The following is a 23265-nucleotide window of genomic DNA, read 5'->3' as shown; positions in this document are numbered from 1 at the left end:
GCAGACATAGACTAGAGCCGCTTTTTCTTTTCCCAAAGTGATTACAGCTTTGAATGACGGTTTACACTGTTTAGCTTGCTCTCCATCGTTGAAGGTTTATCTCTTCGGTCATCGATGCGGATATTAGTAGCCACACGCTGAATCCCCTTCTCAAACGGTGATTCATGAATGGCTTTAATCACATTGAGCAAATCAGATAATTCACCCTCAATAATTGTATTCATTGGAGTAAGCTGAAATTTAATTTTGCCTTCGCGCTCAAACTCTTTAAGAATAGATTGAACGGCAGCCACATATTCACTAACACTTGCCGTTTCAGTTCCTATCGGAATAACAGTTACGTCTGCAATTGCCATAAATTCTACCGCCTCCTTAACCCTGATGTCTTTTCATTTTACAATACCTTTAATTTCGGAGTCTTTCAAGTTAATTACATATTCCAAATAGGATCCGTACAAAGCAAGTTCTCCGTTTGGAGAAAGTTTGATGTCGCTGTTATCCATATTTTTTAAGACAATCTCAGTTTTTTTATTCTTAGGATCAACGGCTGTTAGATTGAATTTATTTTCTTCTGCTGGAACAAATGTATAAAACAGGCCGCTTCTGCTTGAATAATCAAACTCAGGCACAAGCCATTCCGAGTAAAGCGGCAGCAGCTCTTCTTCAAATGAATAGATGTAATCCTCGTAATTACGATCATAAAAAGTATAAGAACCGATTGATTCTTCTTCATTCTCAACGACAACAGCAAATGAAAGATCTTTAAAATTCGCGTGAGAAATAATATGTTCTGCAATCAGGATTTCTTTATTGCTCGCTATAGAATGCTTATATAATGGAGCTGTAAGTTGAGGTTCCGCTTCATCCCATTTCAGATACGTTACATCCTCATCAGAGAGCCACTGAATAAATGGAATTTCCACAGGATTTTTATCTAATGAGAAATCGCTCATATTCAATATAAATGTTTGAAACGTCCAGTTTTCATCAAAAGAGGTCAAAAATAAACGTTCTCCGGAAGGACTCCATGAAAAAGTAAGCTCAGAAGAGGGAATAGACCTTTTCGTCTTTACATTTCCCATTGGATCAATTATCGTCATTTCTGCCTCAAAACTTGATGGACTGGCATGAACTAGAATTAAGTTTTTATCAGGATTCAATTCGAGCTGCACGATTGACGCTGCGGATTCGAAAATTTTCTCTTTTTGACCTGTAAAAAGATTATATTTATAAACCGTTGATTTTTCTGCATTCTCGCTTAAATATAAAACATGCTGATCATCAAGCCAACCTTCAACTGAAAAGAAATTCTCATCCGCAATGGGAATAAGATTTTTTTCCTCAAGAAAATCCACTGAAAGGTATCTTTCTACTGTTGCCGGCTTCCGCATCTCTGCAAGTTCAGAAACATCATGAGGGTGATGAGATTGCTGTGAACAGCCAGTGAATATGATTGCCATAATGAATGCCAGTAATGTAATTCTGAATCTCATCAACAAATACTCCCCTCTTATAAGTCACATCTAGTATTACGTTTCAGTCAGCCTGCTTGTTTCATTATTTTAAAGAATATAATGATGCCCAGAAAATCCCTCTGCTCTTTTCATAAATTTCATCAAATTGGTTCAGCGGAAGCGGATTGACTCCAATCCCCAGTTCTATCGTAAAACCGCATTTTTTCTTATCATAAATAAACCAATCCCGAAAACCTGCATGACTGTCTATATTCTTTATCGCTTTATATCCGCTGAGACGGCTGTATTCGGTCACAACGGCCAATGCTTCCTCCGGTTCACAGTTCATGTACCCCCAGTAGATCTCCTCTCCCTGGGTATGTACAGCCACTATGAGATCAAAGTCACTGGCATTTGCAAGCTCAGCCATTGCAATTGATTCCGGTTCAGTAAGGGGCGCATCTCCAGGATAATCTCTCGATGAAGGAATTTTAGGTATTTTTCTTTCTTTTTCTATCTCCCAGTAAGCAGGATACTGGTTATTCAGATCTACTCCATTAATATTGGCTTTCCATTGCTCGAAATCTAAACTGTTGTTATTCATGAAAAGGACGGATTGATAATGAGAATGCTCAGCAGGCAGTCCATTGATCACAAGCTGAACCCCATCCGGGTTAACCATCGGAACAAAAGATAATGTGGTATTTTGATACAGTTCCATCGCAGCGTGCCCTTCAAATGCGCCTCCATCTGCAACTGCTTCAAGATACTCATGCAGCCAGCACATTAATACGGATGTTGTAATCCATTCATTTGCATGAAACGATCCATTCATGTGTACTTTTTTTGTCCCTGTTCCAATCAAAAGTTCAAATATAGGAAGGCCGAGTACGCTGTATCCAATAGTTCGCTTCTCTATAAAAGGAAAGGCTTCCGTTACTTTTGCCAGATCTTCAAGAAGAACATTGTAATCGTATGCCCGTTTTATTTGGATAAACTCTGATGACTGCGGTATAGAATCATGACCCTCGTAAAAGTCTATTATATTCCTTAGTGGTGTCTCTTTGGAAGTGGACGATATGTGACATTTTAATTTTTCTGTAAAAGGAATATGGAATGTTTCACCGGACTTAATAAACGTTGTTTTCAAATGAGGATTTGAATCGTAAAGCAGCTGCTCATGGACGTTTAAAATACTCGACAGCTCCTTTAAGGTTGTGTTTTTTTCTGATCTGACTTTCATCCTGATTCCCCCTGACTTTTTGGTCACTATTAGCATATGATTTAACTTCCCTATTCTTGTTAAACGCTTTAAAACAGTCATAAAGAATGACATAAAAAAAGCTTTGGCCGCTAGGCCAAAGCTTTAGAATAGTTATTTATCGGATTCTTTTTCAGGCTCTTTCTTTTCTTTACCGTTTTTCATTTCATCATAGAAGCGCAAAAGATCTCCATAAATGATTTTATCTGAGTAATTTAATTCCTGCTTCGCTTTTTCCATAAACGGCTCACATGCATTTTTATCTTCGGCAGGTTCGCCGGTTGATTTATCGTAGCATGTTCCGCTCGTATAGACGAATTTGTCTGTAATGAAGCTGCCATCACGAAGAACAGTAAACGGCAATTTGTCTTTCGAGAATAAATCTTTGCCGAATTCAATCTCTTCTTTCGTCTCAATACCCAATAAATGCATAAGTGTAGGACGAATGTCAATTTGACCGGAGACATCTGAAATCGTTTCAGGTTTTTTATCCGTTACACCCGGAATATGAACGACAAATGGGACCCTTTGCAACTGAATTTCATCAAAAGGCGTGACTTCCTTGCCTAAGAATTGACCCATTGCAGCATTATGATTTTCAGAAATGCCATAGTGATCACCATATAGGACTATAATTGAATTTTCATATAACCCTTCATCTTTAAGCTTTTGTATAAAATGTTTCAAAGCTTCATCCTGGTAACGGACCGTAGGGAAATAATTGTTCAATGTTTTACTGTTTGAATTAAACTCATCTACCATTTTATCTTCTTCATTCAGTTCGAATGGGAAGTGATTTGTGAGCGTAATATGTTTGCTGTAAAATGGCTGTGGCAATTCTTTCATATGATCAACGGACTGTTCAAAGAATTCCTTGTCTTTCAGTCCCCAGCCTACTGAATTTTCCTCGTTTACTTCGTAATCATTTACATCAAAGAATCTGTCGTACCCTAAAGCCTGATACATGATGTCACGATTCCAGAAGCTTTTATTGTTTGCATGGAAAACAGCTGAGTAGTAGCCCTTATCTTTCAATAATTCAGGAGTGGCTGCATATTCGTTGTTGCTGTTTGTGAAAAATACTGCACCGCGTCCAAGAGGGTAAAGCGAGTTATCCACTATAAACTCTGAGTCAGAAGTTTTCCCCTGGCCGGTTTGATGATAGAAATTGTCAAAATTGTAGCTTTCCCCAATGAAATCATTCAGGAATGGAGTAATTTCTTTTCCATTTATTTTTTCATTGATGACAAAGCTCTGTGTTGACTCTAATGAAACCATAATGACATTTCGGCCTTCTGCAATGCCGAACATATCATCATTTGGCTCTTTTTTATTTGCTTTTACATAGTTTTCAATCTCAGTCAAACTATTGCTGTCTGCCAGCGCACGCTGTGCAGATGTTTTAGACTGAAGAACTCCGTCATAAACATGAAAGTTATAAACGCTGATGTTCTTTACAAGCATTTCACGGTCAAATGAGCGTGTTAAAAGCTGAGGGCGCTCTGTTTCTGCTAATCCAAGGTTAAAGAAAAAGATTCCTGCTACCAATAGATAATAAGCTGTCTTTTCCTTTCTAGTGACAGATGATCCAGTCTGAAAGCTTGGACGTTTCATCAGCCAGATGAGGATGACGATATCAACAAGAAGCAATAAATCAAAAGGTTCAAATAATGACGATATACTGCTTCCGAGATCCCCCATATTGCTTGTCTGGAATAATACAGGAATCGTTAAGAAATCATTAAAGAACCGGTAGAATACAATGTTGGCTATAAGGACAGCAGTAACAATGATGCTTGCCCCTAAAATGTACCTGTTGCGGTTTTTCTCTTTCATAAACAGCCCAAATCCAAATAAGAACAGAAGAAAGCTTAATGGGTTTATGAACAGGATAAATTCCTGGGTAAAGTTTTCAATTTTAATGTCAAAACTAGTTTTGTAGACAATGTATGTTTTTATCCACATGAACAATGTCGCAATCAGTAAAAATGAAATTTTCGAAAGTGATTTTATACGCATTTCATAACCTCCTCATTCGTTAGAACCTGCGCAGCATATATTTTTTTATATTAATTCAATATTTTTTCCATAAATTAGGCTGAATCATCACAGCTAAACCATATCTTAATACTTCTTTAACAAAAAATCAATCGTTTTTAACATTTCCCTTACACTAGGATGATAGAATAATAATGTTCAGCTTATTCTTTCTACCCTATAATTAGACGTATAAAACATAAAAAAGTTTCATTAATATCAAAGTAAAACTTTTCCGAATATTCAAATCAAATAAGAAGGAGCCTTATCTATGGGAGATAGGGCTCCTTCTTATTATCGTTTATTTTATTTTTTATATGCTTTATACAGCCGAAAGCTTTGTTTTGACAAGCCAGGCTCCGCCGATTACCCCTGCGTCATTTCCTAAAGTGGCAATTGATATGGAAGCACCTTCTGCCACCCGCGGAAATGCAAAGCGTTTGAAATACTTTTCTGTATTTTTTCTTAAGTGTTCACCAGCTTTTGAAACCCCGCCGCCAATAACGATCTTTTCTGGATTTAACCCATTTGATAAGTTTGCAATAGCAAGGCCTAATTGCTTTGTAATATATTCAACAACTTCTGCTGCAAGCTGATCACCTTGTTCAGATGCTTCAAATACATCTCTTGAAGTAATGCTGCCGTTCTCTTCGTATAATTTTCTAAGCGGGCTTGGTGCCGAATCCTGATGCAGCTTTTCAACAGCAAGCCTTACAATACCCGTTGCAGAAGCAATTGTTTCCAGACACCCTTCTTTGCCGCAATTGCAAGGTGCGCCTCCCTCTACTACAGAAGTAATGTGGCCAATCTCTCCTCCTGCTCCGTTTACACCGTGAACAACCGTTCCATTAGAAATGATGCCTCCGCCTACTCCGGTGCCTAGAGTAACACAAATGACATCTTTGGCACCGTCTCCGGCACCTTTCCACATCTCTCCGATAGCCGCAATATTTGCATCATTGTCTATTACGGCTTTTAAGCCTGTTTCAATTTCAAGATGGTGCTTCAGCGGATAGTTCTTCCAGCCTAAGTTTACTGTTTCATAAACAAGGCCAGTTTCTAAATTCACAGGACCTGGTGCTCCCATGCCGATTCCTGCAAGCTTGGACTTTGTTTGCCCGAGTTCAGCAAGCTTCGCATCAATGGCCTTTGCTATATCTGTTGTGATTGATTTTCCGCTTTTATCTGTAGGTATTTCCCATTTTTCGATCATTTCTCCATAATGGCTGATAAACGCCATCTTAATTGTTGTTCCGCCTAAGTCAATTCCTACTAGCCATTTATCTGTCATTTTCAATGTCATCCTTTTTGATATATTTAAGAAACCGCTTGCACAACTTACTGAACGGTTTGCCTTACATTTTGTCTTTTACCCGCTCTCGCTCCTGTCTTAAAAGCAGCACTGCCATCTGGAAATCCTGAACTTCGATAAGATTCGAATCAAACAGCTGTCTGACTTCCATTTCCATCAGTTCTAAATCAGCTGAGCGATCGCCAATGTATATGATTGTTCCATACTTTTTTAAGAGCTGCTGAACATCATAAATTGTTTTCACTTTCCCACCTACTCATATGTTGCTTAATCTAACTACATTAAAGTATAAAGGAATGCTGTAATGCGTCAAGAGAATTATCATCTTTTAGATCAGATATCTTCTAAAATCGCAAGCTGGCTTTTATCCCAGAGCCAAATAAGACAGGAAATAAAAAAGAGAACAGTTTCCTGTCCTCAAAAAATCCGGGCAAAGTGAACTCCGTAGATATAGGCAGCACCTATGAATAGAATAGACAGAAAAGCTCCAATCAGCCTCAGTCCCCATTTGTTTTGTTTGGGGAGCTGAACTATCAGTGCAGCCAAAAATCCTCCCAGCAACCCTCCAATATGCCCTGCATTATCAATATTAGGAACAGCGAAGCCAAAAAGGAGATTAAGCACGATAATAAAGATTAAATTTGAGCCGATAGTTCTAAAGAACAAGTTTGGTTTGATTAATCCTAAAAAAAGCAGGGCACCGAAACAGCCAAAAATAGCGCCTGAAGCTCCTGCTGAAATGGAGGCGCTTATAGCAAAACTTGCAAGAGTTCCTGAACCGCCGGCAAATATATAAATAAACAAAAATTTTACAGATCCGTACATCCTCTCAACCGCACTGCCAATATAAATCAAGGCCAGCGTATTCATCAGAAGATGCAGCATCCCAATATGGAGAATAATTGGAGTGAAGAAACGCCACCATTCACCATTTATTATCAAGGGATTGTATTTAGCGCCAAACTGAATTAATACTTGAGTGTTTTGACTCCCTCCTGCCGCTTCTAAAAAGAGAAACATTAAGATTTGCAGCACAGTAAATAAATAGGTGAAGATTGGTTTTCCAAAATTGAAAATCTGGCTTTCTTCCTTTACTCTGCGATTTGATTGAATAATTGCCTCGCTTCTGAGTCTTACAGTATCATTCGGATCAAGTGATTTTTCTAAAGACAGCCCTACTCCAAGCATTTTGGAAAGGTATAAGACCATCTCTGCTTCATTGTCTTTATGAACAACAATTGATTTTATTGCCGTTTGTCCCTCCTGGTGCGTTTTTGCAATATGCACCTCCCACTCATCCACTGGAGGATAAGTTGAAATGTAAACGTTTAATAATTGTATCGGGCGCTTCCATGATTGTTTGCGTATCCGGTCAATGTGTCCGGCAGTCCTTTCAATATCCTGGTAAAGCTCTCTTCCCCAATCAAGATCCATCCTAATGAAACGTACAAGTTGAAACTTCTTATTTTTATATGGACCAAGCAAAACTTCCTGTTCATCTTCTGATAAACGGATGATCTGATAATTGTGTCTCGTCACAGCTTCATGAGTTAACTTCCAAAAAAGATTATCCCCGCTTATTCCCATATTCTTCTCTCCGAACTTTTAATCATATTATATCAGCTTACCCGCAACTTGATAAAGAATCGAACTTTCTTTCTATAACGGGACTGTTTTTGATGTACGATGTCACCTTTTAAATAATGAAAAAAACACCTGTTGGCCAACAGGTGAGCATTAATGAAAAGCACGGAACATAAATTTTTCCCTAATAAAAGGAATTCTCATGGAAAGCTGAATGAAAAAGTGTCGTATATTCGGCCTGCTTAGCACGACATTCATCAAACGGTAGCGATATTGGTAAAACGCAAGAATACCAAGGACCATAAGAAGTACAGAATTCAATTTTCGCATCTTCATCCCTCCTAGTGATACTTTTTGCCGCTACCTGATTTTTTATCCATGTTTTCTTTCAGTATACAAGTAAGGCTAAAAATGCTGCAGTAAAAATGGCTATGAAATTCACAGCATCATTATTTAAAAAACCTCTAATCTTCATGCTGCGCACCTGACAATGCTCGTATCGTTCTGTCGTTAATCCGCAGACTGGACATTTATAATACACTTGAACAGCAGCTCCAAGCACAGTATCAATCAGATTGCCTGTGAATCCGAAAAGAACAATAAGTAGGAAATCCATTTCTTGCACTGGAAAAACGGCATAGGCTGTAATTCCTATTAACAATGCACCTGCAAGCGCTGCACCAGTACCGAGAGAACTAACTGCCCCTGATGTTCCCTTCTTTACCTTTTTCAAGGTAAAGATCATCCTTGGCATTTTTTTGCTGAGTGTTCCAATTTCAGATGCCCAAGTGTCAGCATTTGCAGCAGCAACAGACGCGCTGTAAACGGCAAAACTGCCCTCAAAAGGCATATATGCATGAACAATGCTGATTAATGCAGAAACACCTCCATTTGCCAGCACTTGTGCTGCATCCCGCTGATCTCCTTTCACAAGCAGTTCGGCTGTACTGCTTTTGCGATCACGCTTAAATTTGCTCCAGAAACTTGAACTCCCAAAGAATATCCCGAGCACAGCTAATCCTGAATAGCCAAAACCTGCATAAATAGATATTCCAACGAAACCCGCAGCGAAGGCTCCGCTTATAGTCAACGACTTTAGCTTAAGACCAGCGATAGAAATAAAAAGAACAAAAAGAATGGCAAAAATGTGATCAGCCACCGGCAACAATCACCTCGTTTTCCGTCAAAATTTGATGCACAGGCAGATCATGCGCTTCAGCAGGAACAGCAGAGATCAACTGTGCCTCAAATGCGAGGGAGACAGAAAAACCACTGTACTGAGTCATATATCTGTCGTAATAACCGCCTCCATACCCTATCCTGTAGCCTTTTCTGTCAAAGCATATTCCCGGGACGATAAGCAGGTCAATCTCATCAGCCGGAACAAAAGCTGTTTTTGAAACAACAGGCTCTTTCAGACCGAAATAAACAGTCTCTAACTGATCCGTCGTCTGGAAGGTGCGAAATTCCATCTTTTTTTGATCGGGGTAGCATTTAGGTATGGCCACTCTTTTGTTCAGTCTTAAGGCCTCCTTTATTATCACGGCAGTATCCACTTCTCTGCCATTTGAAATGGTGATGGCAATGGTTTCACTCTTTATCCAGAACGGCTGGGCAAAAAGTCTTTTATTTATACGTTCGCAATGCTCTTCGTATGTATCGTTATCTAAAGATTTAAGCTTGCGTTTCACATCATTTCTAAGATTTGTCTTCATCATTCCAAAGCTCTCCCTTTAAAAATATATGAATAGGTATAAAAAAAACAGCAAGGAATAAATTCCTGCTGCTTACTTTGTTTCGCGGTGTAATGTAACCTTTTTCTCTCTAGAGCAATATTTTTTAAGCTCCATGCGATCAGGGTTATTACGTTTGTTCTTTTTAGAAATGTAATTACGTTCGCCGCACTCTGTGCAAGCTAGTGTAAGATTAACGCGCATGTTGATTTCCCTCCAAACTAAAAACTTATACTAAATCAGACTTAACTATAATAGCATTTTTAAAAAGGAAATTCCACATTATTTTATTTTTTTCTTCAATGTCTGAAAAGAAATGAGTTAAGAATCTCTTTTGGTATACTCTCTCCAGGCATTAGCCGCCTCTTCGTTGAGATCAGCGAGAGCTGAATGATCCTGAATCTGACAGTGCCCAATCATCCCGCCAAGACTGCAGGATTTTCCAATATAGCTGTTTTCCCATAGAATAGAATGAGTAACTACTGATTTTTCATGGATAATGGCTGACTCTGATAGAACCGTCTCTGGCCCTACTGTTGCCCCTTCATGGATAATCGTATTCTTGCTGATATAAATCGGCCCTTTTAACGTCACATCATCATGAATGGTTACCCCATCTTCCATCCAGATTCCCTTAGCTATCTCTTTGCCTTTAGATGGAAGGCTGACCTTATGATTGAGCATGTCAAACTGAGCTTCGCGATAAGTTGCAAGCGTCCCAATGTCTGACCAATATCCTTCCGCTTCAAAAATAGTGATTTTCTCATTATGTTTTAAGATAGCAGGAAACACATCTTTACTGAAATCATAATGAGTAAAGTCTTCTAAATAACTGAAAATTTTCGGATCCAGAATATAGATGCCCGTGTTGATCGAGTGCTGGGTAAGATCGCTCCAGTTAGGTTTCTCAAACATTTTTTTCATCTTTTTATCTGAAGACAAAAGCACTCCGTACTCAATCGGCAATTCGAGCGGCTTAGTAAAAATAGTCGCTGCTGCATGCTGATCCTCATGATGCTGTATGCCTGCCCTTAAATCAAAGTCAGTTAGAATATCTCCGCTGATGACAAGAAATGAGTCGGTAAGCAATTGCTCTGCAAGCTTCACACTTCCTGCTGTACCGAGAGGCATCCCGTCTTCACTGTAAGTGATCGTGACTCCCCATTTTGAACCGTCGCCAAAATAGGCACGAATAGAAGATGACAAATAATGCACAGTCATTATAATGTCCTTGATGCCGTGTCTTTTTAATAACTCAATGCTATATTCCATAACAGGCTTGTTTAATATAGGGACCATTGGTTTTGGACAGTGATTTGTAAGAGGTCTAAGCCTGCAGCCTTCTCCGCCTGCAAGGATCACAGCTTTCACATTTTTCAGCTCCTTATCTTTTAGGATAAAGCACTTTGTACTCGTTAATAACTTTATTAATTATATGTTCATAGGCGAAACGGCTCAAAACATCGTCATAACCCTTTTGAGCCAGCCGGTCTGCCAGCTCTTTATGTTGGAGTGCCTCTAGGATAGCTGATGCCAAAGCTTTTGAATTTCCCCGCTCAAACAGGAGTCCATTTTCAGTATGGTTGATAATTTCTCTTAAACCGCCGGTATTTGCGGCAATTGTCAGCTTTTTTGCCGCCATGCTCTCCAGTGCAACAATCCCAAATGGTTCATAATAGCTAGGAATAATATTCATCTCACAGTGCGTAAGGAGTATATGTATAAGGTCTTCATCTATAAAACCAAGGAATGTTACATTTTCATGAACGTTCAATTCTTTCGCTTTTTTTTCATATTCGGTGCGATGCGGCCCATCTCCTGCTATAACCATGCGGATTTTAGGAAAACGCTTCAAAATACCCGGTAAGGCAGATAAAAGGACATCAAACCCTTTTTCCGGGACCAGCCTTCCCATCGAGAAAAGATAAGGCTGCCCTGTCAAAGATATCACTTTGCACTTTTGTGAATTTTTATCATACATATTAGTTTTTAAAAGATTTATTCCATTAGGGATCACAGTTAGTTTTTCAGACGGTATGTGAAATTGTTCAGTGACTTCCTTCAGCATATAGTCACTGCATACAATCACCCGGTCAGCTGCGTGTACAAGCAAGTTTTCTTCCCAATATATATCTTTTTGAAGCGGTGTCCTGATTTCTTTGTTTCTTCCTAGTTCTGTCGCATGAATAGTTGCTATGAGCGGCACATTAAAAAGATTCTGCAGGGCTCTTCCTGACGCTCCGGTAAGCCAGTCATGAACATGCACGATATCAAATTCTATGTGTTTATTTTTCAATAAAAACTGAACAAATGCACTATTGTGATTCATTATCCATTCAGTAAGCGACTTATGCTTTAGCTGAAGAGACGGAATCCGGTAGACATGCAGATTTGGTACTGGGTTTTCATAGAAAGGTTTTTCATCTGAAGCAACGGTAAGTAGAACGACCTCGTAATTATGCCCCGCAAGTGCATTTGAAAGCTCATCAACATGTCTTCCGAGCCCACCGACAATATTTGGGGGATATTCTGTAGACACCATCAGTATTTTAGGACCATCAGCAGAACCTTTTATCTCAGCTGCCGTTCTTTTTAATGGAAGAAAGGCAAAAATATCCGGTTCCGGTTGATTCACAACTAGCGGTTCATCCGTTGATTTACTCAGTTTGTAATAATTTATTAAATGCTTTTTAATCCGATTATGTCCATAATCAGCAGAGGTCCCGTTTCCGATCATGAATGTCCAGTCACTGCTGGCGGCAAGCATCCATTCTTTAATAAGTCTCCATTTCTTTTCCTCATTCATTTCCCGGGAATTGACAGTGTCGCCAAATAGCTGTTTCTCGATTAAATGAAAGTGATGAAAATATTCCGCTGTTTTTTCATTAAGCCACATGTCCCCATATCCGTTTTTCCCCCATGTAGAAAATGCTATGTCCACATGCCCGCGGATCTTCCTCTTATTCTTAAGCCAATCAGACGGCAGAATAAATTGGCTGTCATGTTTTAACAGCTCCAATAAAAAGACTGGCCCTTCAAACCACCAATGACCAAACAGCTCAAAATCAAATGGAATCACAGAGAGCTCACTTTCAGATCCAAGTCTCTGCAAAAAATCCTGCGCATCCCTTTTAGCCTGTTCAAATGCCTTTTCTTCCATATATATCTTTTTCCGTTCTGTCTGACCAGTTATCCTCCAAAGTTTCAGTCCAGTATTGATTCTTGTTTTTTCAAGAAATGCAAACTCTTTAATATCATCCCAATTTCTAATAAACCCGACATCCCGATAATACTCCCGGTAAACGTGATGAGCTGGATATCCATTATGTTTATCCCATATAGCGCCAGCGATTTCTTTATTTCGTTTAAAAATGGTCACGCCATGAACAGCTGCTGCAGGGGAGTTTATTTCAGGTGAATCGGCAAACGTATATTCAATTCCCTGTTGAGCGAGAATTTGAATGGTTTGAGCGTTGATTGCCATCTCTGGCAGCCAGAACCCCTTCGGAGCTGTTCCGAAATGGTGTTCAAACACTTTCATTCCGGTTTCTACTTGCATGTTCATGCCTTCTTCTGTGCAATGAAAAGGGAGAATTGCATGTGTTGCACATGTAGTGATAACCTCAATTTTTCTTCTATTGAATAAATCAATATAACCTTTTAAAATATTCCCCTCAAATTCTTCAAAGGTTCCAATCATTTTCTCATAATGAGAATGATAAAATTTCAGGACTGCCTGCTCATCATCCACTCCCCTGCTTAGTTCTGATTTGATTAACGACATCATTTTGTCCAAGTGGCGGCGATAATTTGCCTGAATCTTCTTATCTGTAAGCATCTCCATAAGAGTGGGAGAAAAAGAGATCGTTATGGACGGATTTTCCACAGCCTTCAAACTCCAAAGCACTGGAATATAGGATTCTGACAAAGCTTCAAAAAGCCAAAGCTGTTCATATTCCTTATTTGTATAGTCAGTGATGAAAGGCAGGTGGGCATGAAGAATAATCATGCTGTTTTTCATCATGTGTTTATACTCCTTCTATTGGTTGTATACTGTATATGCTGAGAATTGGTTTTTCCACGAATCAGGTTCGTCTTTATAGGCTGTCCAATCAATTTGACTGTCATTTGTGAAAGATCCTTTAAATTCATTTGACTTTAGAACAGTCAGTGTACTATTTTCCGATGTATGAAGAATCAGTTCTGCATAATATCCGGCATCTGATCCTATGCCTTCTATAAAAAGGTGTCCATGTTGTTCTGAGATCTTAAAATCTTTATAGGATAGAGAATTTTTCTTCCTTTGATAGAACCTTATTGTTTTTTCCAGTGACGAAAACTTCTCGCTGCAAATGATTGAGAGAGCCAATTCCGTTTTTATTCCTATATTCCATTGTAAAAAAAACATGGAAGGAGTTCTCATTAATAGAGTCATTGCATCCCCATGAAAATCGTTTAATTGATTTATTGAAGGAAGATGTTCCAGGATTTTCAACCCTTTCCTAATAAAGTGCTGCTATTATTATGACATAAGATGATTCTATGAGAAAATCGCTTGAATTAAGACATTTTTCGACAAATTGCATATTACACTTTAGAATGTATGCAATCTGTGATATAAAGAAAAAGGGAAAAAATATTAGAAGGTGAAGAAAATATGGAGATTATGATCATTGCCCTGTTTGTAGTCAGTATTCTTTTAATCGGCGTCTCATTCTTTCAAAGAGACCATGTAAAAGATATTGAACAGGAAGTTGAACACCTGTCTGTTTCTTCGATGCAAGAGATATATAAGCTGAAGAAAAAAGTCAGAGTGCTTGAAGAAGAAATTCTTCAAAATGATTTAGAGGTTGCTGATAATGATTCAATCGACCCTCAGACCCTGCAGCGCATCATCTTGAAACATAATCAAGGTTTATCCAATGAAGCAATTGCAAGATCTGAATACTTAAGCGAAAAAGAGATCGGAGCCATTCTTAGAAAGAATGAGAGGGTCTTAACATGAGCAAAAAAGGATTTCAATCATTCGCAGCCGGAATGATTTTGTCTACATCTGTTCTTGCCGCTGCATATTTCATGGGAGAAACCAATGAAAAAACAGCTGCTGTAGTGAGCAGAGAAGTAACTGAAAACGATATAAAAGAATACCTGATTAAAAATGGCCAGACGGCTATCGACACGAAAGAATATGACGAGCTTATCGCCTTTAAAGAAACTGCACTGATTGAAAAACAAAAGCAAGCCGAAGCTCCGCCTGAAGAAAAGCCGCAAAATGAAAAATACACATTGAAGATTGTAGAGGGAATGAATACAGGTGATGTTTCTGACATCCTGGAGCAAGAAGGCGTCATTGCCTCTGCAAAAGACTTTAATGAATTTGTCATTAACGGAAATTATCATACGAAGGTTCGCATGGGAACATTTGAACTTGTTAAAGGCATGTCCTTCAGCGAAATTGTCAATGTCCTTGTAAAATAATATAAAAAGAGCTTGTCACTTAGGTGTGACAAGCTTTTTTATGTTTATGCATTTAAATCATATCTTCTGCCTTTAACAAGATATAGGACGCTTTCAGAAATATTTGTTGCATGATCTGCAGTACGCTCAATATATCTGCATACAAACATTAACTGTGTAATCTGCTGCATAAGCTCTTTACGCTCAGGCATAATTTCCAGAAGCTCTCTTATCGTTTGTCCGTAAAGATCATCTACTTGATCATCCATATCAGCAACTCTCTTAGCCAATAAAACATCTTCCTCGTTAAATGCCTTTACAGATAGGGAAAGCATTTCTACAGCAATCGCATGCATTTTTTTAATTGTTTCAATTGGTTTGAATAACGGCTCATCACCGATACGAATCGTTGATTTAGCGATATTCACGGCAAAATCTGCCATTCTTTCAACATCATTGGAGATTTTAATGGCTACAATAATACGTCTTAAATCAATGGCAACCGGCTGCTGCTTTGCAATTAAAAGGATAGCCAAATCGTTGATTTCCTCATCCAAATCATCAATGCGCTCATCGTTTTCAATGATTTCCAAAGCTGCTTCTACATTTTTCGTTTCAAGTGCCTGGATCGCTTCTAATAAAGCTTTTTCAGTGAGCTGTGCAATTTCATTTAATCGATCACGCAGGATCTTTAAATCGTATTCAAATTTCTCTCTAACCACCATGTTTAGTTACCTCCACATTTTATCTGTCTTTTAATCATCATTAATTGTTTATCGATATGGGAATAAGTCGTGCAATTTTTCATATGCACGACTTATTCCGTTAAACATTATCCGAAACGTCCAGTAATGTAATCTTCTGTACGTTTATCTGTTGGGTTTGAGAACAAGCGGTCTGTTTCTGAATACTCCACAACTTCTCCGTTCAGGAAGAAAGCTGTCCGGTCAGAAATACGTGCAGCCTGCTGCATGTTGTGAGTAACGATTACGATACTGTACTGCTTTTTTAATTCCTGAACAAGCTCTTCCACTTTCAGCGTTGAAATTGGGTCAAGAGCAGATGTAGGTTCATCCATTAAGATAACATCAGGCTCAATTGCAAGACAGCGGGCGATGCAAAGACGCTGCTGCTGACCGCCTGATAGACCAAAAGCATTTTCTTTTAGACGGTCTTTTACTTCGTCCCAAATGGCAGCGCCTTTTAAACTTTTTTCAACGATGGCATCAAGAGTCTTTTTATCTCGGATCCCATGAATTCTTGGTCCGTATGCAACATTGTCATAAATGGATTTTGGAAAAGGGTTTGGTTTTTGGAATACCATGCCTACGCGTGTGCGCAAATCTTCAACACCATAGCCTTTATCAAAGATATTTTTCCCGCGGTAGATAATTTTTCCGGATGTGCGAACCGTAGGAATCAGCTCTACCATGCGGTTTAAGGTTTTAATGTAAGTGGACTTTCCGCAGCCCGACGGTCCGATAATCGCTGTAACTTCATTTTCATAAATGTCGAGATCAATATTTTTTAATGCCTGATCATTTCCGTACCAAAGGTTAAGATTATCTGTTTTGTAAACGATGCTTTTTTCTATTTTAGCAATCGTTTCAAATTCTTCGTTTTCCTTGCGCTCTTTCACAACTTTTGTCATTTCCATTGTGTGAAGCCTCCTTCATCCTTTAAGCTTGCTTAATAATTTTTTTGGAATTTATTGCGAATGAGTACTGCAACTGAGTTCATAACAATCAGGAAAATGAACAACACAATAATACCGGCAGCAGCTACATCCTGAAAATCGGCCTGAGGTCTTGAAGCCCAGTTGAAAATTTGAATTGGCATTACAGTAAAAGTACTCATAACATTTGAAGGCAGGTAATTTACAAAGGCAAAAGCACCAACCACAAGCAATGGTGCTGTTTCACCAATTGCTCTTGAGAAAGCAAGGATGCTCCCTGTTAATATACCTGGTACGGCAGCCGGCAAAACCACTTGACGGATTGTCTGCCATTTTGTTGCCCCCATTCCAAATGAGGCTTCGCGCATTTCTTTCGGAACGGCCTTGATTGCTTCCTGAGACGCGACAACAATGACCGGCAGAACAAGAAGCGCCATTGTAAATCCTCCTGCTAATATACTTCTTCCAAGATCAAAAAACCGAACAAATACAGTTAATCCTAAAAGGCCGAATACAATAGAAGGAACTCCTGCCAAATTAGCAATATTAATTTGCAGGAAATTTGTGAATCTATTTTTCTTGGCGTATTCTTCTAAATATAATGCTGTTCCAACTCCTAGAATTAAACCAACCGGGATAACAACTGCCATTACCCATAATGACCCGATAAGCGCAGCTTTAATTCCGGATGCAGATGGTCTTCTTGAAGCAAAGTTTTGAAAAAATTCAGGAGTAATATAACTAAATCCTTGAGTGAATATCCGATATAAAAGGATCGCTAGCACTACCAGTGCAAAACTTGTAGCCAATAAGAAAATGCCTTTGTAGATACCGTTCACGGCAAGCCTGCTTGACATTTTTTTAGCGACTTTATCTTTGTTGATGTAGTTCATATTAATATTCCTCCCTAAAGCGACGAGAAATGAACTGTGCGAATAAATTCATCAGCAGTGTGAAGATGAACAGTGTCATACCTACAGCATAAATACTGTAGTAAATAGTTGTTCCATACCCTGCATCACCTGAACTTACTTGTACAATATAAGCTGTCATTGTCTGAATTGATTCCGTAGGATCAAATGTAAGCTTTGGAGTAGCTCCCCCTGCAAGAGTTACGATCATCGTTTCTCCGATTGCTCTTGAAATAGCCAAAACAAATGATGCAACTACACCTGACACAGCTGCAGGCAAGACAACTTTCATTGCCACTTCAAATTTCGTAGAGCCAAGTGCAAGAGCTCCTTCTCGCATTGATTTAGGAACAGATGTCATCGCATCTTCTGAGAGAGATGCAATCATAGGAATAATCATGATACCTACAACAATTCCGGGACTAAGTGCATTAAAAAAACCTAAGTCCGGGATGATGGATTGCAGCAATGGCGTTACAAATGAAAGAGCAAAGAATCCATAAACAATTGTAGGGATTCCTGCAAGCACTTCTAATATCGGCTTGATAATTCTTCTGACGCGGTCCGAAGCATACTCACTCAAATAAATAGCAGAAGCAAGGCCTATAGGCAATGCAACCAGCATAGCAATAAATGCAACGAGAAGCGTTCCTGATACTAATGTAATAATTCCGTAAGCAGGATCACTTTCAAAGAATGGATACCATTCTCTTTGTGTAATAAAATCCATAAATGAAACTTTGCTGAAAAACGTAAATGTTTCAACTATAAGTGTAAATAAAATTCCAACCGTTGTAAGTACAGATATAATAGCTGTCAGCAGCAGAAATGCAGGAACGATCTTCTCTATATATCTTAACCAAGATCTTTTTTCCTTTTTCTCTTTTATCATTTCACTGACAGACTGGCTTGTTTGTGTTGCCATATTGTGAAAACCCCTTTCCAAAACATGGGAAGATGAGAAGCAGTTATGCTCCTCATCTATTAGATTTTGAAATTATTTTAAACCTTCAATTGTTTCAAGCTGTTCTTTGTATTTTTCTTCAGGAAGGCTTACATAGCCAACTTCTTCAGCTAACGCACCAGCGTTTTCCAAGTAGAATTTTACATACTCAGCAACTTGCGGCTTTTCTTTCATTGATGCGTTGTTAACATAGATGTAGAGAGGACGTGAAAGCGGGTTGTACTCTCCAGACTCAACTGATTCGTTCGTTGGTTCAACAGCTTTTCCTTCTTCATTTACGATAGGAACAACTTTTAAAGTGTCTTTATTTTCTAAGTAATAAGCATACCCGAAGTAGCCCATTGCTGTTTTATCGCTTTGAACGCCTTTTACAAGAACGTTGTCATCTTCAGAAAGTGTTGCCTGCTTAGCTACTGCTTCATCTTCAAGGATTACTTCATTGAAATAATCGTATGTTCCTGAGTCAGTTCCAGGCGAGAAAAGTTTGATTGGTTCATTCGGCCATTCAGGGTTAACATCAGACCATTTCTTTTCTTTGCCGTCTTCAACCCAGATCTTTTTCAAGTCTTCTACAGTTAATTCTTTAATGAAATCATTTTCTTTATTGACTACTACTGATAAACCGTCAAATGCTACTTGTAATTCTGTATATTCAATTCCAGCGTCTTTCGCTGCTTGAGCTTCTTCATCTTTGATTGGACGTGATGCTTGAGAAATATCTGTTTCGCCAGCTACGAATTTTTCAAAACCGCCGCCAGTTCCCGATACGCCGATTGGAGCTTTAACATCTTTGTTATCCATAGCGAATTCTTCAGATACTGCTTCACCAATAGGAGCAACAGTTGATGAACCGTCGATTCCAACTTCACCTTCTAATTGAGCTGCTTCTTCAGAAGTTCCGGCTTCAGAACCGTTTCCTTCTTTACTTTCACCATTTCCACAAGCTGCTGCGAATGCAAGCAATGATGAAATCATAATTGTCATGGCTAAAAATTTGAAGCTTTTCATATTTCTTAATTCCCCCTACAAAGTGGTGTTTTTGTCCTACAAGTAATACAATAAACCTAAAGTGTTAACATGGTTTTAATCGAATGTTAAGGTTTTGTAAATGCATGAATAATTCTGTCGTGTTTTGTAGAAAATTTAAAGCATGAAAAAAAGCACTCTATCCAGAGTGCTTTTATTATCCTCATCTGTATTAATTTCTATTCATTTTCCTCATCTATCGCCCTTGCGTTTTCAGGCTGTCCTACACCTTCCTGAATGCCATCTTTGCTTTGCTCGCTTTTTAGCTCAAAGTATTTATCCATGACCCTTCTTCCGATCAGGTTATTTATAGGATGTGAATTTTTCGCCTCATCATAAGCCCATGGGACTACTACAGCAAATGCAACCTCCGGGTTATTGTGGGGTGCATAGCCGGCAAGTGTTAAGTTATAAGTAGGCGATAGGAATTTGTCTTTATTCGGACCGTCGTAGAAAGCCTGAGCCGTTCCCGTTTTCCCTGCAGGAAAATAATCTGCCCCTGAAAAATAACTGTAGGCTGTCCCGTTCTTCTCCTGTGTAACACGCCTGAAGCCTTCCTGTACCCTGTCAATGTATTCACTCTTCATGTCCAGTCGGTTTAAAACTTCAGGATTGATAGATTGAATGACGGAACCAAGATTGTCTTTAGGCGACGGGTCCCTAATTTCTTTTACAATTTGCGGCTTCATGCGATATCCGCCATTTGCAATGGTAGAAACGTATTGAGCCATTTGCAGCGGAGTATACGTATCGTACTGTCCTATCGATAAATCAAGCAATAATCCGGGCGTCAGGTCCTGCCCCTTGAAGCCGGTTGCTTCATTAGGAAGGTCAATTCCTGTTTTTACGCCTAATCCGAATTGACTGTAATAATTTCTGAGTACAGAGAATGCTTGCGTATCAAGAGGCAAAGATTTGTTCTTTCTATACTCCCCGTTTGCCATTGCTATCGCTGTTTTGAACATATATACATTTGATGATCTTTGCAATGCTTCAAGATCATCAATATTGCCCATGTTCCGGTACGATTTTTTAGGCGGAGATCCTTTAATATATAACGGTTCATCAAGCTGTACTGTTCCCGGTTTGATGACGCCTGAGTCAAAACCTGAAAGAACTGTGGCTCCTTTGACTGCAGAACCCATTGTATATGAACTTGTCATCGCGCCTAATGCGTAATCTTCAATCACCATTTTTCCGTTTTCATCTTTTTTAATTTGTTTTCCTGCCATTGATAGCATTTCGCCGTTTCTCGGATCCATCATGACGACAAATGCCCGGTCAAGTAAAGCTGTACCTGATTTTTTCTTAGCAGTAAGCAGCTCTTCCTCGATAATCTTCTCAACCTCCTGCTGAAGCTGTACATCGATTGTCATGATCAGGTCTTTGCCGCTTTTCCCTTCAGATATAATTTCTGTCTCAATTATTTTTCCCGATTTATCTGTAATGTTTCGGGCTTTTGCTTTTTGTCCTTGAAGAATATCTTCATATTGATACTCTAAATAACTTTTTCCCACCCGGTCATTTCTGCTGTAATCGCGTGATGTATAATAATCCAAGCGATCGTGGGGAATCCCTTCTTCTGACGATGAGATGCTGCCGATCAGCGTTCTTAACGTTTTATCTAAAACGTAGCGCCGTTCCCAGTCCGTTGTAATATCCACGCCTGGCAGGTCCTCGAGATGTTCGCTTATATATGCAAACTCACGCTCTGAAATATTGTCTTTTTTAATAATTTGGGGAGCTAATGCGTACCCGCTGTCCATTTCTCTTTTTATCGCAAGTATTTTTAATTCATCTATCGAAATATCCTGTAAATCTTTTTGTGTTATCCGATCAAGCTGAAGATCGTACAGGTCATCGTCGCTTATGACTCCATCAAGTACTTTTTGTCTATCTGCTTTTGTAATTTTTTTTTCAGCTTCTTTTGGACGGGTTAAAATCCAATAATCTTTTTTATCCCTTAATGTAATCTTTTTTAGCTCTTGTTCTAATGCCTCCTGGTCCTCCTTTGAATCTGTGCGGTCCTGGTCAAAAATCTTTGCAAGCTTTGCAGCAACTTCCAAACGTTCTTCTTGTGATGTTGAATTTGACCTGGTGTATGTAATGGCATTAATAGGTTTGTTATCGACAATTGTATTGTAGTTCCGGTCAAAGATTTTCCCCCGCGGAACAGAAGTGCTTATATTTACTTCCTCATTCCGTTCAACTTCTTTGCGGTAATCCTCGCCGTAAACAATTTGGACAATGCCAAGCCTTAAGATCATTCCTGAAAATACTAAAAACACGAGGAAAAACAAAATATTAAGGCGAAGCGGAACCGCTCGTTTCTTTTTTTCTGACATATAGCACCGCCTTATCTTCTTTTAAAATAGAATAGACACCATTTAAAGGTGTCTATTGGTATAGTTTATGAAAAATATCGACGAATTTCTATTAAATTCGACACTTGTAACACGATTGTCATATGTCATGCCAGCTCATTCTCCATCTACAAGATTCGGTTCGGGCATTTTTTTTTGACCGTCAGCGTTTATTGGTTCATTTGATGCAGGCAAAGACACTTTGCGGATAAAGAAATAAATTAAGCTGTGGCCGGACCCTATAATAGCCAATAAAATTGGAATGCTTTCCTTTTCATCAAATACGGTAACAGAAAAAATAAATAAAAGGATCGAAGTGATTCTCCCGAAGTTCAAAAAGAGCTCTCTTACAACAATATATTCAATTCTTGCTTCCGCTGCATTCCATGACCGGCCAATCACATCATATGTCAGAGATATATAAGGTACAAGCAGCATCGGATATGCAATGGCTATCGCAATCGCATAGATGATCAGCTTTGGATATGTAAGGTCAAATAGAAGCAAAAAGGTGGAAACGTAAAGTAAAATCCCGCCAAATAAGATTGATTTTTTCCTCATCTTTTTTGTAATGAGCCTAGTTGCTAAATAATAAAACACAAAAGCTACAGCTGAGTTAATCAGTCCGTATTTACCTAAAGCAAACTCGCTTCCTGTAGTAATAAACACCAGCACTCCAATTACAAAAATAAAAGTTCCTTCTCTAATCCCCTGAAAAAAATGAGCGTTGGTAATCATTCTCCAATTGTCATTACGCTTCCTTTCATTCAATACGTCAAGCAGCAAATACCTCCCGTGCGCATGCCGCCTTTTTAAAAAAAGACTTAAAACAACAGCACAGAAAAATAATCCGAGTGAGATAGAAAAGATGGTCTTATATCCGATATCACCCGTAAGCCTTGAGATCACAAAACCTGCGACAATTGGACCAATCATCCCTGCAGAGGATGTCATGATTCCTAAAAACCCGTTAAAAAAATCCCTTGTCTCAGGTTCTGTAATTTCAAATGTAAGCACATTAAAAGACAGCCAGTAAAATCCCGATCCAATCCCAAGCAGCCCTCCAAGGAGGATAATATTATTTGCCGCGTTATCTCCTATCATAAGGACAGACAAATAAAAAACAGCCAAAAAGGCAATTCCAAGCCTGAAAACAATCACCCGGTCAATTTTCTTTGCCCATCTGCCCGCAATAACAAATGTGACTGGCTGCATGATTACAATGGACAGGTTGTAAATGCCCAAATCGAGAAAGCTGCCAGACTGCTTCCACAAATACACATTGACAAAAGCATTTGAGAGGGCGATTCCTAATGAATATAATCCTCCAATAATCAGCAACAGAATTAGTTCTTTATTCACTTCTACTTCACCAAATATTTTCTGCAACTTAGACATACTTTTAAACTCCCCTTTATTCACTAACCATTAGTCTCTCTTTATGAGGGGGAGTTATGTATGCTAAATGAAACTGAAAAAAAGCAGAAG

At 38.8% G+C, this 23265-nt stretch carries 23 protein-coding genes; 2 read left to right on the top strand and 21 right to left on the bottom strand.

Annotated features, from left to right (window positions below; all coding sequences use genetic code 11):
• Positions 1-41: 41 nt before the first annotated feature.
• The 14 genes from ABEQ24_RS10860 to ABEQ24_RS10795 form a co-directional block, all read right to left on the bottom strand.
• On the bottom strand, positions 42-356 hold the full coding sequence (locus tag ABEQ24_RS10860; protein WP_430006814.1) for an MTH1187 family thiamine-binding protein: 315 nt from the start codon (positions 354-356) through the stop codon (positions 42-44).
• 33 nt (positions 357-389) lie between these two features.
• On the bottom strand, positions 390-1493 hold the full coding sequence (locus tag ABEQ24_RS10855) for a hypothetical protein (protein WP_430006813.1): 1104 nt from the start codon (positions 1491-1493) through the stop codon (positions 390-392).
• A gap of 64 nt (positions 1494-1557) precedes the next feature.
• Positions 1558-2697: a M14 family metallopeptidase gene (locus ABEQ24_RS10850; protein WP_430006812.1), complete on the bottom strand. Its 1140-nt coding sequence runs from the start codon at positions 2695-2697 to the stop codon at positions 1558-1560.
• Between the two features lie 132 nt (positions 2698-2829).
• On the bottom strand, positions 2830-4734 hold the full coding sequence (locus ABEQ24_RS10845; protein WP_430006811.1) for an LTA synthase family protein: 1905 nt from the start codon (positions 4732-4734) through the stop codon (positions 2830-2832).
• A 340-nt stretch (positions 4735-5074) separates the two neighbouring features.
• The gene (locus ABEQ24_RS10840; RefSeq protein WP_430006810.1) at positions 5075-6043 is read right to left on the bottom strand and encodes an ROK family glucokinase; all 969 of its coding nucleotides are present in this window, start codon (positions 6041-6043) and stop codon (positions 5075-5077) included.
• Between the two features lie 64 nt (positions 6044-6107).
• Entirely contained in the window at positions 6108-6308 is a 201-nt protein-coding gene (locus ABEQ24_RS10835) for a YqgQ family protein (protein ID WP_430006809.1), read from the bottom strand.
• A 173-nt stretch (positions 6309-6481) separates the two neighbouring features.
• Positions 6482-7651: a rhomboid family intramembrane serine protease gene (locus tag ABEQ24_RS10830; RefSeq protein WP_430006808.1), complete on the bottom strand. Its 1170-nt coding sequence runs from the start codon at positions 7649-7651 to the stop codon at positions 6482-6484.
• A gap of 150 nt (positions 7652-7801) precedes the next feature.
• Entirely contained in the window at positions 7802-7978 is a 177-nt protein-coding gene (locus tag ABEQ24_RS10825; protein WP_430006807.1) for a hypothetical protein, read from the bottom strand.
• 58 nt (positions 7979-8036) lie between these two features.
• Positions 8037-8807 carry a DUF92 domain-containing protein gene (locus ABEQ24_RS10820; protein ID WP_430006806.1) on the bottom strand — a complete coding sequence of 257 codons (771 nt, stop codon included), beginning with the start codon at positions 8805-8807 and terminating at the stop codon, positions 8037-8039.
• Positions 8800-9366, bottom strand: coding sequence for a 5-formyltetrahydrofolate cyclo-ligase (locus ABEQ24_RS10815; protein WP_430006805.1), 567 nt, complete (start codon positions 9364-9366; stop codon positions 8800-8802). Before ABEQ24_RS10815 ends, ABEQ24_RS10820 begins: the two co-directional genes overlap by 8 nt.
• A gap of 69 nt (positions 9367-9435) precedes the next feature.
• A complete protein-coding gene (gene rpmG, locus ABEQ24_RS10810; RefSeq protein ID WP_070875478.1) occupies positions 9436-9585 on the bottom strand; it encodes a 50S ribosomal protein L33 in 150 nt (49 codons plus the stop codon).
• Between the two features lie 117 nt (positions 9586-9702).
• Entirely contained in the window at positions 9703-10752 is a 1050-nt protein-coding gene (locus ABEQ24_RS10805; RefSeq protein WP_430006804.1) for a sugar phosphate nucleotidyltransferase, read from the bottom strand.
• Positions 10753-10765: 13 nt separating this feature from the next.
• Entirely contained in the window at positions 10766-13405 is a 2640-nt protein-coding gene (locus ABEQ24_RS10800; RefSeq protein ID WP_430006803.1) for a 1,4-alpha-glucan branching protein domain-containing protein, read from the bottom strand.
• Positions 13406-13420: 15 nt separating this feature from the next.
• The gene (locus ABEQ24_RS10795; RefSeq protein WP_430006802.1) at positions 13421-13816 is read right to left on the bottom strand and encodes a DUF4912 domain-containing protein; all 396 of its coding nucleotides are present in this window, start codon (positions 13814-13816) and stop codon (positions 13421-13423) included.
• Between the two features lie 222 nt (positions 13817-14038).
• On the opposite strand from ABEQ24_RS10795, the gene ABEQ24_RS10790 reads away from it, so the two are divergent.
• Positions 14039-14386, top strand: a complete 348-nt coding sequence (locus tag ABEQ24_RS10790) for a hypothetical protein (protein ID WP_430006801.1) — start codon at positions 14039-14041, stop codon at positions 14384-14386.
• A complete protein-coding gene (locus tag ABEQ24_RS10785; protein WP_430006800.1) occupies positions 14383-14859 on the top strand; it encodes an endolytic transglycosylase MltG in 477 nt (158 codons plus the stop codon). Before ABEQ24_RS10790 ends, ABEQ24_RS10785 begins: the two co-directional genes overlap by 4 nt.
• A 44-nt stretch (positions 14860-14903) precedes the next feature.
• On the opposite strand, the gene phoU is transcribed toward ABEQ24_RS10785, so the two are convergent.
• The 7 genes from phoU to ABEQ24_RS10750 all read right to left on the bottom strand — a co-directional run bounded on the left by phoU (position 14904) and on the right by ABEQ24_RS10750 (position 23175).
• Positions 14904-15563 (bottom strand): phosphate signaling complex protein PhoU, encoded by a 660-nt coding sequence (phoU, locus tag ABEQ24_RS10780; protein WP_430006799.1) that lies wholly within the window; start codon positions 15561-15563, stop codon positions 14904-14906.
• A gap of 107 nt (positions 15564-15670) precedes the next feature.
• Positions 15671-16495: a phosphate ABC transporter ATP-binding protein PstB gene (gene pstB, locus ABEQ24_RS10775; RefSeq protein ID WP_430006798.1), complete on the bottom strand. Its 825-nt coding sequence runs from the start codon at positions 16493-16495 to the stop codon at positions 15671-15673.
• Between the two features lie 32 nt (positions 16496-16527).
• Complete coding sequence (pstA, locus tag ABEQ24_RS10770; RefSeq protein ID WP_430006797.1) at positions 16528-17406, bottom strand: phosphate ABC transporter permease PstA; 879 nt, start codon at positions 17404-17406, stop codon at positions 16528-16530.
• Position 17407: 1 nt separating this feature from the next.
• Entirely contained in the window at positions 17408-18349 is a 942-nt protein-coding gene (gene pstC / locus ABEQ24_RS10765; protein ID WP_430006796.1) for a phosphate ABC transporter permease subunit PstC, read from the bottom strand.
• A 72-nt stretch (positions 18350-18421) separates the two neighbouring features.
• Entirely contained in the window at positions 18422-19396 is a 975-nt protein-coding gene (locus ABEQ24_RS10760) for a PstS family phosphate ABC transporter substrate-binding protein (protein WP_430006795.1), read from the bottom strand.
• Positions 19397-19593: 197 nt separating this feature from the next.
• Positions 19594-21759 (bottom strand): peptidoglycan D,D-transpeptidase FtsI family protein, encoded by a 2166-nt coding sequence (locus ABEQ24_RS10755; RefSeq protein ID WP_430006794.1) that lies wholly within the window; start codon positions 21757-21759, stop codon positions 19594-19596.
• A 135-nt stretch (positions 21760-21894) separates the two neighbouring features.
• Entirely contained in the window at positions 21895-23175 is a 1281-nt protein-coding gene (locus tag ABEQ24_RS10750; protein ID WP_430006793.1) for an MFS transporter, read from the bottom strand.
• Positions 23176-23265: the final 90 nt, after the last annotated feature.

The organism is Metabacillus idriensis (assembly GCF_050483325.1).
GTDB classification, from domain to species: domain Bacteria; phylum Bacillota; class Bacilli; order Bacillales; family Bacillaceae; genus Bacillus_P; species Bacillus_P idriensis_A.
This window is presented reverse-complemented; position numbering and strand designations above follow the sequence as displayed.

Coding starts and splice junctions, on each gene's coding strand:
- ABEQ24_RS10860 (WP_430006814.1), bottom strand. CDS start 356: ATGGCAATTGCAGACGTAACTGTTATTCCGATAGGAACTGAAACGGCA.
- ABEQ24_RS10855 (WP_430006813.1), bottom strand. CDS start 1,493: ATGAGATTCAGAATTACATTACTGGCATTCATTATGGCAATCATATTC.
- ABEQ24_RS10850 (WP_430006812.1), bottom strand. CDS start 2,697: ATGAAAGTCAGATCAGAAAAAAACACAACCTTAAAGGAGCTGTCGAGT.
- ABEQ24_RS10845 (WP_430006811.1), bottom strand. CDS start 4,734: ATGCGTATAAAATCACTTTCGAAAATTTCATTTTTACTGATTGCGACA.
- ABEQ24_RS10840 (WP_430006810.1), bottom strand. CDS start 6,043: ATGACAGATAAATGGCTAGTAGGAATTGACTTAGGCGGAACAACAATT.
- ABEQ24_RS10830 (WP_430006808.1), bottom strand. CDS start 7,651: ATGGGAATAAGCGGGGATAATCTTTTTTGGAAGTTAACTCATGAAGCT.
- ABEQ24_RS10825 (WP_430006807.1), bottom strand. CDS start 7,978: ATGCGAAAATTGAATTCTGTACTTCTTATGGTCCTTGGTATTCTTGCG.
- ABEQ24_RS10815 (WP_430006805.1), bottom strand. CDS start 9,366: ATGATGAAGACAAATCTTAGAAATGATGTGAAACGCAAGCTTAAATCT.
- rpmG (WP_070875478.1), bottom strand. CDS start 9,585: ATGCGCGTTAATCTTACACTAGCTTGCACAGAGTGCGGCGAACGTAAT.
- ABEQ24_RS10800 (WP_430006803.1), bottom strand. CDS start 13,405: ATGATGAAAAACAGCATGATTATTCTTCATGCCCACCTGCCTTTCATC.
- ABEQ24_RS10795 (WP_430006802.1), bottom strand. CDS start 13,816: ATGACTCTATTAATGAGAACTCCTTCCATGTTTTTTTTACAATGGAAT.
- ABEQ24_RS10790 (WP_430006801.1), top strand. CDS start 14,039: ATGGAGATTATGATCATTGCCCTGTTTGTAGTCAGTATTCTTTTAATC.
- ABEQ24_RS10785 (WP_430006800.1), top strand. CDS start 14,383: ATGAGCAAAAAAGGATTTCAATCATTCGCAGCCGGAATGATTTTGTCT.
- phoU (WP_430006799.1), bottom strand. CDS start 15,563: ATGGTGGTTAGAGAGAAATTTGAATACGATTTAAAGATCCTGCGTGAT.
- pstB (WP_430006798.1), bottom strand. CDS start 16,495: ATGGAAATGACAAAAGTTGTGAAAGAGCGCAAGGAAAACGAAGAATTT.
- pstA (WP_430006797.1), bottom strand. CDS start 17,406: ATGAACTACATCAACAAAGATAAAGTCGCTAAAAAAATGTCAAGCAGG.
- pstC (WP_430006796.1), bottom strand. CDS start 18,349: ATGGCAACACAAACAAGCCAGTCTGTCAGTGAAATGATAAAAGAGAAA.
- ABEQ24_RS10760 (WP_430006795.1), bottom strand. CDS start 19,396: ATGAAAAGCTTCAAATTTTTAGCCATGACAATTATGATTTCATCATTG.
- ABEQ24_RS10755 (WP_430006794.1), bottom strand. CDS start 21,759: ATGTCAGAAAAAAAGAAACGAGCGGTTCCGCTTCGCCTTAATATTTTG.
- ABEQ24_RS10750 (WP_430006793.1), bottom strand. CDS start 23,175: ATGTCTAAGTTGCAGAAAATATTTGGTGAAGTAGAAGTGAATAAAGAA.